Origin of the sequence: Streptomyces sp. NBC_01451 (assembly GCF_036227485.1) — a bacterium.
Taxonomy (GTDB): Bacteria; Actinomycetota; Actinomycetes; order Streptomycetales; family Streptomycetaceae; genus Streptomyces.
On the sequence record NZ_CP109479.1, the window covers coordinates 490002 to 504630 of the forward strand.

The 14629-nt window shown below is 71.4% G+C and carries 14 protein-coding genes; 8 read left to right on the top strand and 6 right to left on the bottom strand.

Annotated features, from left to right (window positions below; genetic code table 11):
• Positions 1–197: 197 nt before the first annotated feature.
• Positions 198–533 (top strand): DUF485 domain-containing protein, encoded by a 336-nt coding sequence (locus OG595_RS02200; RefSeq protein ID WP_329267178.1) that lies wholly within the window; start codon positions 198–200, stop codon positions 531–533.
• Positions 527–2131, top strand: a complete 1605-nt coding sequence (locus OG595_RS02205; protein ID WP_329267179.1) for a solute symporter family protein — start codon at positions 527–529, stop codon at positions 2129–2131. The genes OG595_RS02200 and OG595_RS02205 overlap by 7 nt, the downstream gene beginning before the upstream one ends.
• 97 nt (positions 2132–2228) lie before the next feature.
• On the opposite strand, the gene OG595_RS02210 is transcribed toward OG595_RS02205, so the two are convergent.
• On the bottom strand, positions 2229–3056 hold the full coding sequence (locus OG595_RS02210) for a methyltransferase domain-containing protein (protein ID WP_329267181.1): 828 nt from the start codon (positions 3054–3056) through the stop codon (positions 2229–2231).
• 45 nt (positions 3057–3101) lie between these two features.
• Positions 3102–3485, bottom strand: coding sequence for a DUF6479 family protein (locus OG595_RS02215; RefSeq protein ID WP_329267183.1), 384 nt, complete (start codon positions 3483–3485; stop codon positions 3102–3104).
• A 177-nt stretch (positions 3486–3662) separates the two neighbouring features.
• On the opposite strand from OG595_RS02215, the gene OG595_RS02220 reads away from it, so the two are divergent.
• Both OG595_RS02220 and OG595_RS02225 read left to right on the top strand, forming a co-directional pair.
• Complete coding sequence (locus OG595_RS02220) at positions 3663–4283, top strand: L-threonylcarbamoyladenylate synthase (protein WP_006376425.1); 621 nt, start codon at positions 3663–3665, stop codon at positions 4281–4283.
• 98 nt (positions 4284–4381) lie between these two features.
• A complete protein-coding gene (locus OG595_RS02225) occupies positions 4382–4594 on the top strand; it encodes a hypothetical protein (protein WP_329267187.1) in 213 nt (70 codons plus the stop codon).
• 54 nt (positions 4595–4648) lie between these two features.
• On the opposite strand, the gene OG595_RS02230 is transcribed toward OG595_RS02225, so the two are convergent.
• The 3 genes from OG595_RS02230 to OG595_RS02240 form a co-directional block, all read right to left on the bottom strand.
• Complete coding sequence (locus OG595_RS02230) at positions 4649–6577, bottom strand: DUF2264 domain-containing protein (RefSeq protein WP_329267189.1); 1929 nt, start codon at positions 6575–6577, stop codon at positions 4649–4651.
• Positions 6574–7605 carry a hydroxyacid dehydrogenase gene (locus OG595_RS02235; protein WP_329267191.1) on the bottom strand — a complete coding sequence of 344 codons (1032 nt, stop codon included), beginning with the start codon at positions 7603–7605 and terminating at the stop codon, positions 6574–6576. Before OG595_RS02235 ends, OG595_RS02230 begins: the two co-directional genes overlap by 4 nt.
• Positions 7606–7864: 259 nt before the next feature.
• Positions 7865–8995 carry a substrate-binding domain-containing protein gene (locus OG595_RS02240; protein WP_329267193.1) on the bottom strand — a complete coding sequence of 377 codons (1131 nt, stop codon included), beginning with the start codon at positions 8993–8995 and terminating at the stop codon, positions 7865–7867.
• Positions 8996–9265: 270 nt separating this feature from the next.
• Here OG595_RS02240 and OG595_RS02245 point away from each other — a divergent pair, with 270 nt between their 5' ends.
• The 3 genes from OG595_RS02245 to OG595_RS02255 are packed head-to-tail and all read left to right on the top strand — an operon-like array spanning position 9266 to position 12789.
• Entirely contained in the window at positions 9266–10147 is an 882-nt protein-coding gene (locus tag OG595_RS02245) for an MHYT domain-containing protein (RefSeq protein WP_329267195.1), read from the top strand.
• Positions 10148–10167: 20 nt separating this feature from the next.
• On the top strand, positions 10168–11727 hold the full coding sequence (locus OG595_RS02250) for a metallophosphoesterase family protein (RefSeq protein ID WP_329267196.1): 1560 nt from the start codon (positions 10168–10170) through the stop codon (positions 11725–11727).
• Between the two features lie 30 nt (positions 11728–11757).
• On the top strand, positions 11758–12789 hold the full coding sequence (locus OG595_RS02255; RefSeq protein ID WP_329267197.1) for an LLM class flavin-dependent oxidoreductase: 1032 nt from the start codon (positions 11758–11760) through the stop codon (positions 12787–12789).
• Positions 12790–12805: 16 nt separating this feature from the next.
• Here the strand turns inward: OG595_RS02255 and OG595_RS02260 are convergent, their stop codons facing one another.
• Complete coding sequence (locus OG595_RS02260; protein ID WP_329267199.1) at positions 12806–13807, bottom strand: TauD/TfdA dioxygenase family protein; 1002 nt, start codon at positions 13805–13807, stop codon at positions 12806–12808.
• Between the two features lie 186 nt (positions 13808–13993).
• On the opposite strand from OG595_RS02260, the gene OG595_RS02265 reads away from it, so the two are divergent.
• Positions 13994–14623, top strand: a complete 630-nt coding sequence (locus OG595_RS02265; RefSeq protein ID WP_329267200.1) for an HIT family protein — start codon at positions 13994–13996, stop codon at positions 14621–14623.
• Positions 14624–14629: the final 6 nt, after the last annotated feature.

Sequence of the window (14629 nt, forward strand, 5' to 3'; positions counted from 1 at the left end):
ACGCGACTCCGGCGTTTTCCGTCACCTCGGGTGAGCTGGAAGATCGACGGCTCGCAAGAGTTGGATGCGCGACATAATGCAGCGAAGAAGGTGCGTTTATGTCCAATTATTTCACGCGGCCGGACGAGCCGCCCGCATACAGCCGCACGAACACCGACCCCACTCCGGGACGGGCGATTCACGGTCATCCTGAATTTATGTCACTTCGGAACGGGTACCGCCGCTTCGCCGTACTGTCGACGGCGCTCGCCGTCGGCGGATTCCTGCTGTACGTCCTGTTGTCGAACTTCGCGCCCGGCATCATGAATCAGCCGCTCGCCGGTCATCTCACCCTCGGACTCGCGCTCGGACTGGGGCAGTTCCTGGTCATGGCGGTGACCGCCTGGCGCTACGTACGGCGCATGCGCACCCACTTCGATCCGGTCGCCCGCGGGCTGCGCGCGCAGTTGGAGCAGAACCGGCCAGGGCAGCACCGTCCGGCCGAACAGGCCGGGGCGCGTCCGCAGAACACGAGGGAGTACCGCACGTGGTGACCATCGGTGCCGGTGTCGTCGACCCGTTCAGCCGGCAACTGACCTTCGTACTGTTCCTGTCGGTCGTCGTCGTCACACTGTTCGCCGCGCTCCTGATCGCCCCGCAGCGCGACGAGGTCGCCGAGTTCTATCTCGGCAACCGGCAGATGTCCCCGCTGCGCAACGGGCTGGCGATGTGCGGGGACTACCTCTCGGCCGCGACCCTGCTGGGCAGTACCGGACTGGTCGCCCTCACCGGCTACGACGGACTGTTGTACCTGTGCGGCACGACGGTCGCCTGGATGATGGTGCTCCTGGTGATCGCCGAACCCCTGCGCAACTCCGGCAGGTTCACCCTCGGGGACACCCTGGCCCTGCGCCTGCCCCAGGGCGGACGGGCGGTCCGGCTCGCGCTCTCCATCTGCACCCTGACCATCTGCTGCCTCTATCTGGTGGCTCAACTCGTGGGCAGTGTCGCCCTGTTGACCCAGTTCACCGGCGTGCCCAGCACCACCACGCGCACCCTGTGCGTCGTCGTCATCGGCACCATCGTCATCGTGTACGCCTCACTCGGCGGCATGCCCGGCGCGACGTTCATCCAGATCGTCAAGGCCGTGATGCTGATATCCGGCGTCGCGGTCACGGCCGTCATGGTGCTGCACCGCTTCGACTGGAACTTCAACGCGCTGCTGGAGGCCGCCACCGAGAACAGCGGCATCGGACAGCGGTTCCTTGAGCCCGGACTGCGCTACGGCGCCAGCACCACCAGCAAACTCGACTTCCTCAGCCTCCAGTTGGCCATCGTGCTCGGTCTCGCCGCGCTCCCCCACGTGATGATGCGGCTGCTCGCCCCGCGCTCCACCAACGTCCTGCGCTCCTCGGTCGTGTGGGCGGCGGGCCTGGTCGGATTCGTCTGCCTGGCCGCCGGCATCCTCGGCCTGGGCGCCACCGCCCTCGTGGGCCGCGAGTCGATCATCGACACCGACCCGAAGGGCGACGCGGCCGTCCTGCTGCTCGCCCAGTCCATCGGCGGCGGGATACTCACCGCACTCCTGTCCTGCCTCGCCTTCGTCACGCTGCTCGCGGTCGCGGCCGGTCTCACCCTCGCGGCGGCCTCGTCCCTCGCCCACGACCTGTACGGCGAGGTCATCCGCAAGGGACGCGCCACCCAGGCCGAGGAACTGGGCGCGGCCCGGCTGGCGGCGGTGCTCATCGGCGTGCTGGGGATGGCGCTGGCCCTGCTGTCGTGGGAGACCAACGTCTCGACGCTCGCCTTCCTCGCTTTCGCCATCGCCGCGTCCGCCCTGCTGCCGACGCTCCTCTACAGCCTGTTCTGGCGCCGTTTCAACTCCCGTGGCGCGCTGCTCAGTCTGTGCGGAGGGCTGGTCTGCTCGGTGCTCCTGGTCGTGTTCTCACCGGTGGTCTCGTCGACCTCCTCCTCGATCTATCCGTCGGTGGACTTCGCCTGGTTCCCGTTGCAGAACCCCGGCATCGTCTCCATCCCGGCCGGCTTCCTCCTCGGCTGGCTCGGCACAGTCCTGACACGTCGTCAGGAGACATCCGCGTACGAGGAGTTCGAGGTCCGCGCGCTCGTCGGCGCCGGGGCCGACACCGAATAGGGGGTACCGAGTAGGGCGTACGGTTCCCACGGCGCGGCCGGCTCCCCTGGAGGCCGGCCGCGTCGGCGCCGAGGCGTCGGCGGACCCCCGGGGCAGGTCAGACAGGGCGGTGCGCGACCACGGCGAACATCGTCACCGACATGTGCAGCGCGCCCCGCTCCGCGGCCTCGGTCAGCGCCGCGTAGAGGCGGTCGCGCTGCTCCTCGGTCATCAGTCCGCGCCGCACGGTCGACTCGCCCAGCATGCGCACCAGGGGCCAGGGCACCGCCGTGTTGTCCTGGAGCAGCGCCTGCGAGCCCCGGTCGTCGATGACCAGCCCCGCGGCGGACAACTGATCCGGGAGCCGGCGTCCGGAGTGCGGGTTGGCCGCCGCGGCGAGGGTTCCCGCCATGAGGGCGGCCACCGCGTCGGGGTCACCGGGGTGCAGGAGGGCGGTCGCCCAGTCCGAGTCGATGAGCACCACGCGTCCGCCGGGGCGCAGGACCCGCGCGATCTCACCGACGGCCTTGTCCGGCTCGGACAGGTGCTGCAGGACCCGCTCGCACCAGACCACGTCCACCGTGGCGTCCGGCAGGGGGAGGGCGAGCGCGTCGCCGTCCAGGAAGCGGGACGTGCTGCCGGCCGCCGCCGCCCGCTGCTCGGCGACCTCGCGCAGTGCCGGGTTCGCCTCGATGCCCACCGCGTCGCCGGACGGGCCGACAGCCGCCGCCAGGACCAGGGTCTGCGAGCCCGTACCACTGCCGACGTCGATCACATGTTCGCCCGGACGCGGGTCCAGCGCGTTCTGCGCCCAGGCACGCAGCCGTCGTACGCCGTCGGCCCCGTCCTGGGCGTCCAGACCGGCCACGAGACGTCCGACGTCAGCCGTGGAGAAGTTGCGTGCGTGAAACTCCGAGGTGGGCCGTGCGTGCGGTGTTTCCCCCATGCGCCCCACTCTAGGAGCCGGGTCACGCACGGACCACCGGCAGGGTCACTTCCGGCCCGAGCCTCCGCTGCCGAAGGAGCCTCTGCTGCCGGGCGACCAGCGCGGGCGGGTCTGGTCGTCGCCGCGCTTCGTGCCGGAGGCATCGAGGTTGTGCGGATCGAGCCGGTCACTGTCCTCGGAGGTGTGCGGCACCTCGTTGGGCTCGCGCATCTCCCGCTCCTCGTGCACCGGCCCGGTCTCCGGCAGCGTGGGCTGCTCGTCCGGCCTGGGCGGGGGCAGTTCCGCCTCCTTGGCCTTCACTCCCAGCCGGACGGCCCAGATCAGCAGGGCCACCACGATCAGGCCACCGGCGAAGGCGGCGATCACATTGAGTACGTTGCTCGATGCGGCGAGCACCTGTCCCGCGTCTGCTGCTTCTGCCGTGTTCATGGCCCCCGAGTGCCCCTGTACCGGCCGGCTACTCACACTGCCCACCCACGACGGCTGCACTTGGCTGCCTGGCCAGGCACGGCACGAGGGTTCTCTCCCGGTCGGTCAACCGCTCGCCGTCCGATCGCCGGCAAGGGCCTGCGCGAGTTCGGTGACGCGACGGCATAAGCTCGTTGAATGGCAAGGTACTTCGACGTCCATCCCGACAACCCGCAGCCCCGCACGATCAGCCAGGTCGCCGACAGCATCCGCTCCGGCGCGCTGATCGCGTACCCGACGGACTCCTGCTTCGCGCTGGGGTGCCAGCTCGGCAGCCGTGACGGCATCGACCGCATCCGGTCGATCCGGCAGCTCGACGACCGTCACCACTTCACCCTCGTGTGCCAGAACTTCGCGCAGCTCGGCCAGTTCGTACAGGTCGACAACGACGTGTTCCGGGCCGTGAAGGCGTCCACGCCGGGCAGCTACACGTTCATTCTCCCGGCGACGCGCGAGGTGCCGCGCAAGCTGCTGCATCCGAAGAAGAAGACCGTCGGCGTGCGCATCCCCGACCACACGGTCGTGCAGGCCCTGCTGGCCGAACTGGGCGAGCCCCTGCTGTCCAGCACCCTGCTGCTCCCCGACGAGAAGGAGCCGCTGACGCAGGGCTGGGAGATCAAGGAGCGGCTCGACCACGTCGTGGACGCGGTCGTCGACTCCGGGGACTGCGGCACGGAGCCCACGACGGTCATCGACTTCTCCAGCGGCGAGGCCGAGATCGTGCGCCGGGGCGCGGGAGACACGTCACGGTTCGAGTGAGGGCCCCCGAACGCGGCCCGGCCCGACACCGGTGCGGGGTGCGCTCGGGGCGCGGGCTGTGCATGGTGGTAGGAGGTCCGGTCGAGCAAGGAGACGTCATGCCGATCCAGCACTCCGATTCGTCCTCACCCTCGCCCGCCGACGACACCACGACCCCCGACGTCCTGCTGCACACCGGTGCGGAGCACGGCGCGTCGGCCGAGGATCTGGTGCTGGCGACGGGCCGTGACCTCACTCCGCGCAGCCTGGCGTGGGCGGAGCGCAAGCTGGCGGAGGAGGGTACCGCGGCTCTGGACAAGCTGCTGCCCTGACGGCCGGCCGCGCCCACGGGAGGGAGCCGCGGAGCGACACGGCCCCGCCTGCCTTCAGCGCGCCTGCCGGCCGTGCCGCACGGTCAAGGGCTCGAAGGTGATCGTCGTTCGGGTGCCGTCCTCGGTCCACCGCACCTCGACCGCAGCGTCGGTCACCTCCACACCGGCGACGACCCGCTCGGGTACGACGGGTTCCGGGTCGGCCGTGAGGACTGCCAGGGCCACGTGCAGTGAGGTACCGGACGTCTCACCGGTCAGTCGGGGGACGAGGGCCCAGCGGGTGTAGGCGGTGCCCTGCGGGGCCCGTGCCTCCGCCGCGTCGGGCGTCCACCCGTACAGGCCGTGCAGTGCCGACGTCGCCTCCTCCTCGGGACCCGTCGCCCAGCCCGTGTGCGTGACGTGGGCGCCGGCCGGGGCTCCGATCACACGGTGGACGCGCAGTTCGTGGCGGCCTCGTACCACGGTGACGCTCTCCACCTTCAGCCCGGGCACCATGGGCGGCCCGGCGGTGAAGACGGGGCGGTGCCAGGAGGCTGCCCAGCCCCAGCCGTCCCCGTGGCCCGCGCCCAGCGGGTGGATACGGCGGCGCACACTGCCCCGGCCGTCCATCTCCACGGAGAGATGATTGTCGGCGATGTTGGCGAGGGCGGTCGGACCGGAGTGAGTCGAGTAGGCCTGGCGGCCGTAGTGCGGGTCGTCCTCGGCCGCCGTCTCGCCCTCGTGCGGGCGGACGTGGTCGCTGCCGTGGTTGTGCAGTCGTACGATCCCGTCCGCGCGGGTCGACTGCACCAGCAGCCCCGGTGCGGGCAGCGCGAGCACCCGGTCGCCCTCCTCGACGGGCGCGGGCTCCTCCCGGGCCGTCCACAGCGGGGCGTCGGCGGGGGCGAGCAGGGAGACGAAGGCCTTCGAGGCCCAGTACGGGGACGCCGGACCCGAATAGGTCTGCAAGGTGGCCTGGTGCGGGCCGTGCCAGCCGAGGGTCAGGAGGCCGTCCCCGGTCAGGGCGCCCCGGTCCAGGAAGTGGCGGAGGCTGCCGCTGATCAGACGGCGGCTCGTGCCCGGGGTGAGCGGGGTGTGGCCGGTGAGGGCGCCGAGGCCGACGGCTGCGGAGGCGGCGAAGCGGTACGACAGTGAGCGGCCGAAGTGGATCGGGGCGCCGTCTCCGCCGAACATCAGGGCGAAGCCGTCGAGGTGTTCGCGCAGACGGGGGCCGTACAGGGCGGACAGTTCCCGGTCGTCGCCGAGGTGGGCGTCGAGGACCGGGTACAGGTGCAGGGCCCAGCCGTTGTAGTGGTCGAACGCCCGGCCGTCACCGTCCGCGTACCAGCCGTCGCCCCGGTACCAGGTCTCCATCAGCTCCAGCGCCCGCTCACGAGCCCTGGCCGTCTCCGCGTCGCCGCGCCCCACGGACTCCAGGAAACCGGCGACGGTGTACGGGAAGAGGTACCAGTTGTTCGGCGCGGGCGAGTGCCGCAGCGAGCCGCGCAGCCAGTGCTCCGCCCGGTCCTGTACGGCGGAGTCGAGCCGTTTCCACAGCCAGGGTGCCGTCAGCCTGAGGCCGAGGGCCACGGAGGCCGACTCGACCATCGGCTGGCCCTGCACGTCGTGGTCGAGGATGAGCGGCCAGGACTCGGTGTCCGCGCGGCCGGGCGTGAGGGTGCCCGCCGTGAGGCCCTGGGCGTACCGGTCGAGCCAGCCGTGCGGGTCGTCTCCGCCCGCTCCCGCGACGCGGAAGGCGGCGGCGAGGAAGGTGCGGGCATAGCCTTCGAGGCCGTCGGAGCGCACACCCGAGCGCGACGGGGCGCCGGGCAGGTCGAGCAGGGCGCCACCGGGGGTGCTCCAGCGCCAGGCGGCAGCCAGCAACCCGTCCGCCACGGCCTCCCAGTGGGCACGGGTGTAGCCGGTGTACGGACTCGACTCGCGTTCCTCGGGCGGGAAGGGGAACGGGATGCCCCCACTGCTGATACGGGTCGTGCTGCTCATGCGAGGAAGGCCAGCCTTTCGCGTCGTACGGGATGGCGGAATCCCGCGCCTGATGCCCAGTTCTCCGTCTCGGCGACGGCGAGGTCGGCAAGGCGGCGCCACTCGTTGCCCTGGGAACCGGCGAGGTGGGGGGTCAGGAGGGCGTCCGGGCAGTTCCACAACGGGTGCCCAGGCGGCAGGACTTCGGGGTCGGTGACATCGAGGACGGCGCGGATGCGGCGCTCGCGGACCGCGTCGGTGAGGGCGTCCTGGTCGACGACGCCGCCCCGGGCGGTGTTGATGAACACGGCGCCGGGGCGCATGGCGTCGAGCAGGGTGCGGCTCACCAGGCCCTGGGTGGTGGGCAGCAGCGGAGTGTGCAGGCTGACCGTGTCGGAGCGGGCGAACAGGGCATCCAACTCGACGCGCTCCACGCCGAGTTCGGCTACGTCCGCGTCGGTGACGTACGGGTCGTACAGGAGGATGTCGAAGTCGTGGGGGCGAAGCAGTTCGATGACCCGGCGGCCGATCAGGGAGGCGGAGACGATGCCCACGGTCCGGCGGTAGTTGCCGATCGCGTGGGAGGTGCGCAGCCAGTCGTCGCGGTTGCGGGTGGCGGCGTAGGCGTGGGCCCGTTCCAGGACCTGTTTGCCGGTGAGCAGGATCATCGCGAGGGTGTACTCGGCGACCGGCAGGGCGTTGGCCGCGGCGGCGGACGACACCTCGATGCCGCGCTCCCAGCAGGCGTCGGTGACATGCGGCCGGACGCTGCCCGCCGTGTGCACGACCGCCCGCAGCCGGGGCGCCGCCGCGAGGACGCCGGCGTCCAGTACGGGGCAGCCCCAGCCGGTGACGAGGAGATCGACGTCGGCGAGGGTCTCGCGTGCGCGCTCGGTGCCGAAGTCGTCGAGGACCGGGAGCGGGGCGAGGTCACAGACGGCGGCGAGGGCCTCCAGTGAGGCGGGGCCGAGAACGGCGGTCGCGGCGTCCTCGGACATGGCGAGGGCGGCACGGGGTCGGAAGCCGGGGCCCGGCGAGGACACGGTCATACGGGGTCGGTTGCTCCTTGGTGGTCGGGAACTCCGGTGCACGAGCCGCTACTTGACGGGACCTGCGGTGGGACCGCCGGGCCGGAGGCGTCGCGGCTGGGCGCAGGCGAGGACGAGGGGAACGACCGCGAGCAACGATCCGTTTCGCGTGGCCGCCCTGACCGCCGGACGGGATCTGCGCTTCGTCATACGGGAATCCTGATCGGCACGGGCGAAACGGTCAAGAGAGCGATCAGAGGAAAACAAAGCGGTCATACGCTCACTCGGTACCGGGCACGGACACCGGGGAGATCAGCGCCCGCGTCGACCCGCGCACCTTCAGTTCCGGCAGCAGTTCGATCCGCCGCACCGGTCCCGCCCCGCTGCCGCGCGGATCCCGCAGCCGGTGCAGAAGCAGTTCGGCCGCGGCCCGGCCCACCTCGCCCTTGGGCGGGGACACGGCGGTGAGGGGGGTACTGCCGAGGGCGGCCACGACGTCGTCGTACGCGACGACCGAGCAGTCCTCCGGTACCCGGACACCGTGCGCGGCCAGGTCCTGGACCAGCATCAGCGCGTCAACGTCACCGTGCAGCACGCACGCCGTGGCGTCCAGTTCGCGCAGCACGGCGGGCAGGTCGACGGCCGGACGGTCCGCGCCGGCCAGGTGGTCGGGGCCCGCGTCGGGCGAACTGAGCGTGAGGGTCCAGGCGTCGAGTTCGGGATGGGCTCCGGCGATCCCGGTGAGGGCGGCGCGCAGGGCTCGCGCGGTGGGGCTGTCGTCGCGGGTGGCGAGGACGATCCTGCGGTGGCCGAGGGCCACCAGGTGCTCGACGGCGAGATGGGCGCCGTACCAGTGGTCGGAGCAGACGGAGTCCAGGGCGTGCAGCGCGCTGCCGGGGCGGGGCCTGCGCTCCATCAGGACGGTCGGCACGCCGAGCCCGCACAGCCATTTCGCGTCGGCCTCCTCGGCGGCGAGGGTGCGCCAGCGGGGGGCGATCAGCACACCCCGGGCACCGTCCGCCAACGCCCGCTCCACCAGGGGCTGTTCCGCCCCGGCGACCTGCGGGGCGATGTGCAGGGCGATGCGTACGCCGGCCTCCTCCAGGACCGGTCGGGCACCGTGCAGGGTCTCGTACAGGTAGGAGTGACGGGCGGGTACGACCAGGACGACGGTGTCACCGTCCCCGGACACCGTGGCCGGCTCGGGCCGGGCGTCCGGTACGGGGAGGGTGGACCGGGCGATGCCGTGACCGCGCCGGAGCCTGCCCTCGCGGGCGAGTTCCTCCACGTCCCGGCGGACGGTGACCACCGAGACCTCCAGCTCGGCCGCGAGGTCGGTCACCCGGGCGGCGCCGCGCGCCTGCACCGCGGCCAGGATCCGCTGCCGCCTGAGTTCCACCGGCTCACGCATACGGTTCGCTCCCTCAGGTCCGGGCGCACCGGGGTACCCGCGCACGGAATGTTCGTTTGAACGCTTTCCGCGCAGCATAGCGATCAGCGGGCCGAACAGCAGTACCACCACCGGAACCAGGGATTCCGGCCGAGTCCCATCCCTTTTCGACCGATCTTGACCATCAGTCAAACAAAATTCACCGAGTACTCGCGGTAACTGCTTGCTTTGCTCGCACTTGAGGCGAGAATTTCACCCCTAAACGTATTGCGCCTCAGGGGGACTTGGCATATGCAAGGAACAATTGACGGATTCAGTTACGGGTTCGTCACACCTGTGGCCGCCTACATAATGGCCTGCCTGGGGAGCGCACTGGGGTTGCGCTGCGTGGTCAGATCGCTGCTCAACGAGGACTCCTGGAAGCCGGGTTGGCTGGCGCTGGGGGCGGCGGCCATCGGGTGCGGAATCTGGACCATGCACTTCATCGCGATGATCGGCTTCCAGGTCGAGGAGACCGCGGTCCGCTACGACACCGGGCTGACGGTCATCAGCCTCGCCGTCGCGATCGTCGTCGTCGGCGTCGGCGTGTTCGTCGTCGGTTATCGCGGCGCGACACCCGCGGCGCTCTCCGCCGCCGGCATCGTGACCGGTCTCGGCGTCGCCGCGATGCACTACCTCGGTATGGCGGCTCTCCATCTGAACGGCACGATCGACTACGACGCGGTGACCGTGGGGCTCTCCGTGGTGATCGCCATCGTCGCCGCAACCGCCGCGCTGTGGGCTGCCGTCTCGATCCGGGGCTTCCTGACCAGCCTCGGGGCCAGCCTGGTGATGGGTGTCGCCGTCAGCGGAATGCACTACACGGGCATGGCCGCCGTCAGCGTGCATCTGCACGAGACGTCCGGCAACACATGGGCGGGCGACGCACCGACCTCACTGCTGCTGCCGATGCTGATCGGCCCCGTCATCTTCCTGCTGCTCGCCGCGGTCGTGGTGATGTTCGACCCGCTGCTGGTGCTGGGCGACGGGGAGTGGGGCGGGAAGAGCCCCCGCCCGCAGCCCGCGCGGGAGACGCCACAGATACCGCCGCAGTCGGCGGCCCAGGGCACAGCACAGCCCGCTCCCGGCTGGCAGCGGACACCGGTCAAGACCCGCTCGGATCTTCGCCTGTAGGACATTGCTACGGTGCCCCGATGGTCGACTCCTCACGGACCCACTCCTCCCGCGACACCCCGGAGGGCGCCGGCTGGGACCTCGAAACCCCGGGCGCCTACCGGGAGTTGATGCCGAGTCGGGTCGAGAAGCTCTCGTGGGTCAACCCCCGGACACTGTGGCCCGCCCGCAACGGTGTGCTGGCCTCCTGGTTCGGCGACCCCACGGGCCGTACCCGGAGCCGCTGGGCCGGACAACGGACCGCCGCAGGCGCTCCCGCCGACAAGGTGATCCGGCGCAACGACCCGGACCGCTTCTCCTTCATGGTCATCGGCGACACGGGTGAGGGCGACGCGCCCCAGTACGCGGTGGTCCCGGGCTTTCTGACGGCAGGCCGGGACACGGCGTTCACCGTGCTCGCCAGTGACGTGATCTATCCCGTCGGGGCGACCGACGACTACGGCACCAAGTTCTTCCGTCCCTACCGGGACTACCCGGCGCCCGTCTACGCGATACCGGGCAACCACGACTGGTACGAGGACCTCAACGGGTTCATGCGCGTGTTCTGCGACGCCCCGCCCCTCCCCGCCGAGCCCGCGCCCCGCCCGCTCACCCCCGCCTGGCTGCGCTCGCTCCTGTGGCACCGGCCGAGCCCCGTCGACGAGCAACGCCTCGCCGAGGCCGCCAAGTTCCGCTCGACACCGGCCCAACTGGCCGTCCAGCCCGGCCCGTACTGGGCGATCGACGCCGGACCGGTGCGCGTCATAGGCATCGACACCGGTCTGCTGGGGACGCTCGACGCCGAGCAGGGCCGCTGGCTGCGCGAAGTGTCCGAGGGGCCGGTCCCGAAGATCCTCGTCACCGGCTCGCCCCTGTACGTGGACGGCGAGCACCACCCCTGCCCGATCGACGGCGGCGGCACGGTCGACGACCTGGTCCGCGATCCGGAGCGGAACTTCGTGGCCGCGATAGGCGGCGACATCCACAACTACCAGCGCTATCCGGTGACCGTGCCCGGCCGAGCCAGCCCGACCGTCCGGACCATCCAGTACATAGTCTCGGGCGGGGGCGGTGCGTTCATGCACGCCACCCACACCATCGAGCGCGTCTCGGTCGCCGGCGTCACCGAGGACGACTTCCGCTGCTATCCGCTGCGCGGCGACTCGCTGGCCTTCTACAGCAGGATCTACGGCCGACGGCTGCACCTGCGCCGCTTCTTCACCCTCACCGAGGCCGAGGCGAAGGCCGTGATCGCCGAGCGCCTGGGCATCCGGCCGACGCGCGCCCCGGGCGCCCCCGTCCGTCTCACCTGGCGCATCCGGCTGGTCGCCGGTCTGCTGGGCACGGCCCGCCGTCCCGGCCGCACCCGGCGTGTGCGGCTCCCGGTCCGGAAGGCGTACACGCAGCTGTTCTCGCCCGGTTCGGCGACGTACAGCCCGCCGTTCTTCAAGAGCTTCCTGCGTCTCGACGTGTCCCCCGAGGAGATCCGGCTGCGCTGCTTCGCCGCGACCGGCCAGCTCAGGCAGGAGCTGGATCCGCCGGTGGAGGACGAGGTGGTCATTCCGCTGATCCGGCCGACTGACACAATCGACGAAGCGTGAACGTCCGTACGACGATCGTTGGAGGAGCTCGTGCCGTCCCCCTCACAGCCACTGCGCAAGCTGGGCTTTCTCACCATCGGTCTGTTCGACGGGGACGACCCGCGGGCGGGGCACGAGTCGACGCTGGAGATCATCGAGCTGGGTGAGCGGCTGGGCTTCGACAGCGCGTGGCTGCGCCACCGCCATCTCCAGTACGGGATCTCCTCCCCCGTGGCCGTCCTCGCGGCGGCCTCGCAGCGTACCCGCCGTATCGAACTGGGCACCGCGGTCACCCCGTTGGGCTGGGAGAACCCGCTGCGGCTGGCGGAGGACTGGGCGACCGTCGACATCCTCTCCGGGGGCCGGCTCAACCCGGGTCTGAGTGTGGGCCCGCCGATGAACTACGACCACGTCAAGGACGCCCTGTACCCCGACACGGCGGACGCCGAGGACTTCAGCTACCAGCGGGTCGAGCGGCTGCTGGACCACGTACGCGGGAAGGCTGCCAGCGACTTCAGCGGGGTGCAGGGGTTCGAGGTGTTCTCGGACCGGGTGCAGCCCCATTCCCCGGGGCTCGGCAGCCGGCTGTGGTACGGCGGCGGGAGTGTGCGGTCGGCGCGGTGGGCCGGTGAGCACGGTATGAACTTCCTGACCAGCAGTGTCGTCAAGGCCGAGGGCGACGAGGAGTCGCCCGACTTCGCCGAGATCCAGCTCGCGGGCGTCCGGGCCTTCCGGGCCCACCACCCGGACGGCGACCGGGCCCGCGTCTCCCAGGGCCTCGTGGTGATCCCCACCGACAGCGCCTCGCCCGAGCAGCGCGCGAAGTACGAGGAGTACGCGGCGAAGCGGCTGCCGCGGACCGCGGCCCCGCAGGGTCCGGCACGGCTGATGTTCGCGCCGGACCTCGTCGGCACATCGGCCGAGATCGCAGAACGCCTGTACGCGCACGTCGCGTTCCAGGAGATCGACGAGGTGGCCTTCGCGCTGCCGTTCACCTTCGACCACGAGGACTACGTCCAGATCCTCACGGACATCGCGACCCGTCTCGGTCCCGCACTGGGCTGGCAGCCGGCCACCGGCTGAGGTCCCTGCGGGACCCTCACCACCGCCCGGGTTCGGTGCCGGTGACCGCCTCCGACCGCCTGCCGTCCACTCCGGCCGGGACGTCGCCGGTCAGCATCACGCGGTGCATGACCCGGGGGTGGCCGAGGTGGGCGTTGTCGCTGGGGGCGAGATGGATGGTGGCCCGGTTGTCCCAGAAGGCGACGCTGCCGGGCTCCCAGCGGAACCGGACCGTGTACTCGGGCCTGGTCGCCTGTTCGAGGAGCATCTCCAGCAGCAGCCGGCTCTCCGCGCGGGAGACGCCCACGATCTGTTCCAGGTAGTAGCCGTTGACGAACAGCACCCGCTCCTCCGTCTCCGGGTGGACCCGCACCAGCGGGTGCACCGAGGCGACCTGGTGGTCCAGCAGATGTCGCAGATACGCGTCGTCGCCGGGCCGCGCCTGGTAGCCGACGCCGAGCCGGTGCTCGGCGCTGAGACCGTCCACGAACTCCCGCACGGGCGCGGAGAGTCCGGCGTACGCTGCGGCCAGGTTGGCCCAGGTGGTGTCACCTCCGTAGGGCGGTACGGTCTCGGCGCGCAGGATCGTCGCGGCGGGCGGGTCGACACGGGCGCCGTGGTCGCAGTGCCAGCCGCGCAGCAGTGAGTGGCGGCGTCGCTCCAGCCACTCGGCGTGCTCCATGCCGTAGCGTCCGCCCAGCTCCAGCCGGTCGGCGGTCGTCTCGATCTCCGGGAAGTCGGGCGGTGAGGCGCCGCCGCGGCGGCCGAGGACGACCGGCTCGCCGAACCGGCGGGCGAAGGCGATGTGCCCGGCGTGGTCCAGCCGCTGGCCGCGGAAGAACACCACCTTCCAGCGCAGGACGGCCGCCCTGATCGCGGCGACCACGGCGGCGTCGAGGGGCTCGGTCAGGTCGACGCCCGATATCTCGGCGCCGATGTGCCCGGCGACAGGCCGCACCTCCACCCCGGCGGCGTTCGCCTCCCCCGGCTCCTGGGCGGTCGGCGGAGCTTCGCCGTTCGTGGCCCGGTCCGTCCTCATGCACACTCCGATCGTGGGTTCGTCCTGTCGGTCCCGCCTGTGGACGTGCCAGTATCCAGCAGGCCCGACGACGGGGCACATCGCTGCGCCGGACGCCCGGTACACCCGCCTGCGTGCCCCTCGTGGCCGGTCTCGCGACTGCCCACGAGGCTTCGGCGCGGCGGGTACAGCTGGAACACTGTGACGATGACCGCTGCCGCGTCCGGTGTCCCCGAACCCAGTGCCTTTGTCCGGCGGTTGCCCGTCGGGGAGCGGCTGCCGCTGTCCGAGGACCCGGTCACCGCATGGGAGACCTTCCCCTTCGAGTCGTCCGAGGGAGAACTGCGGGTCAAGCCGTTGTTGCCTCCCGTGCTGCCCGAGCCGGATCGCGACGGCGAGGCGGGGCCCGAGGACTGCGCGGTCTGCCGCAAGCCCGTGACCGACGCGCTCTGGGCGGACGAGCACTGGCGGCTGGACGCGTTCGGCGAGGCACGTCTGCCCGCCGTCGTGCTGTTGCAGCCACGCGGCCACTACGACCTGGCCGAGCTGCCCGCCGCCCGGTCGGCCGAGCTGGGCCCGCTGTTGCAGCGCGCCGAGCAGGCCGTCCTGGCTGTGGACGGCGTCGCACGGGTGCACGTCAACCGGTGGGGCGACGGCGGGGCCCACCTCCACTTCTGGCTGCTCGCCCGCCCTGCCGGCCTTACCCAGTTGCGCGGCATGCTCCTCCCTCTGTGGGAGGAGCTCCTGCCCCCGGTACCTGAGTCGGAACGGCTGCGGGCCCATCGGCTGATCGCCGCGGCGCTGGCAGCCGAGGGCGGGACGGCGTACGTGGGGTAGGGCGGG

Coding starts and splice junctions, on each gene's coding strand:
- OG595_RS02225 (WP_329267187.1), top strand. CDS start 4,382: ATGCCGATCCAGCACTCCGATTCGTCCTCACCCTCGCCCGCCGACGAC.
- OG595_RS02245 (WP_329267195.1), top strand. CDS start 9,266: ATGCAAGGAACAATTGACGGATTCAGTTACGGGTTCGTCACACCTGTG.
- OG595_RS02200 (WP_329267178.1), top strand. CDS start 198: ATGTCACTTCGGAACGGGTACCGCCGCTTCGCCGTACTGTCGACGGCG.
- OG595_RS02260 (WP_329267199.1), bottom strand. CDS start 13,807: ATGAGGACGGACCGGGCCACGAACGGCGAAGCTCCGCCGACCGCCCAG.
- OG595_RS02230 (WP_329267189.1), bottom strand. CDS start 6,577: ATGAGCAGCACGACCCGTATCAGCAGTGGGGGCATCCCGTTCCCCTTC.
- OG595_RS02240 (WP_329267193.1), bottom strand. CDS start 8,995: ATGCGTGAGCCGGTGGAACTCAGGCGGCAGCGGATCCTGGCCGCGGTG.
- OG595_RS02215 (WP_329267183.1), bottom strand. CDS start 3,485: ATGAACACGGCAGAAGCAGCAGACGCGGGACAGGTGCTCGCCGCATCG.
- OG595_RS02210 (WP_329267181.1), bottom strand. CDS start 3,056: ATGGGGGAAACACCGCACGCACGGCCCACCTCGGAGTTTCACGCACGC.
- OG595_RS02250 (WP_329267196.1), top strand. CDS start 10,168: ATGGTCGACTCCTCACGGACCCACTCCTCCCGCGACACCCCGGAGGGC.
- OG595_RS02220 (WP_006376425.1), top strand. CDS start 3,663: ATGGCAAGGTACTTCGACGTCCATCCCGACAACCCGCAGCCCCGCACG.
- OG595_RS02235 (WP_329267191.1), bottom strand. CDS start 7,605: ATGACCGTGTCCTCGCCGGGCCCCGGCTTCCGACCCCGTGCCGCCCTC.
- OG595_RS02265 (WP_329267200.1), top strand. CDS start 13,994: ATGACCGCTGCCGCGTCCGGTGTCCCCGAACCCAGTGCCTTTGTCCGG.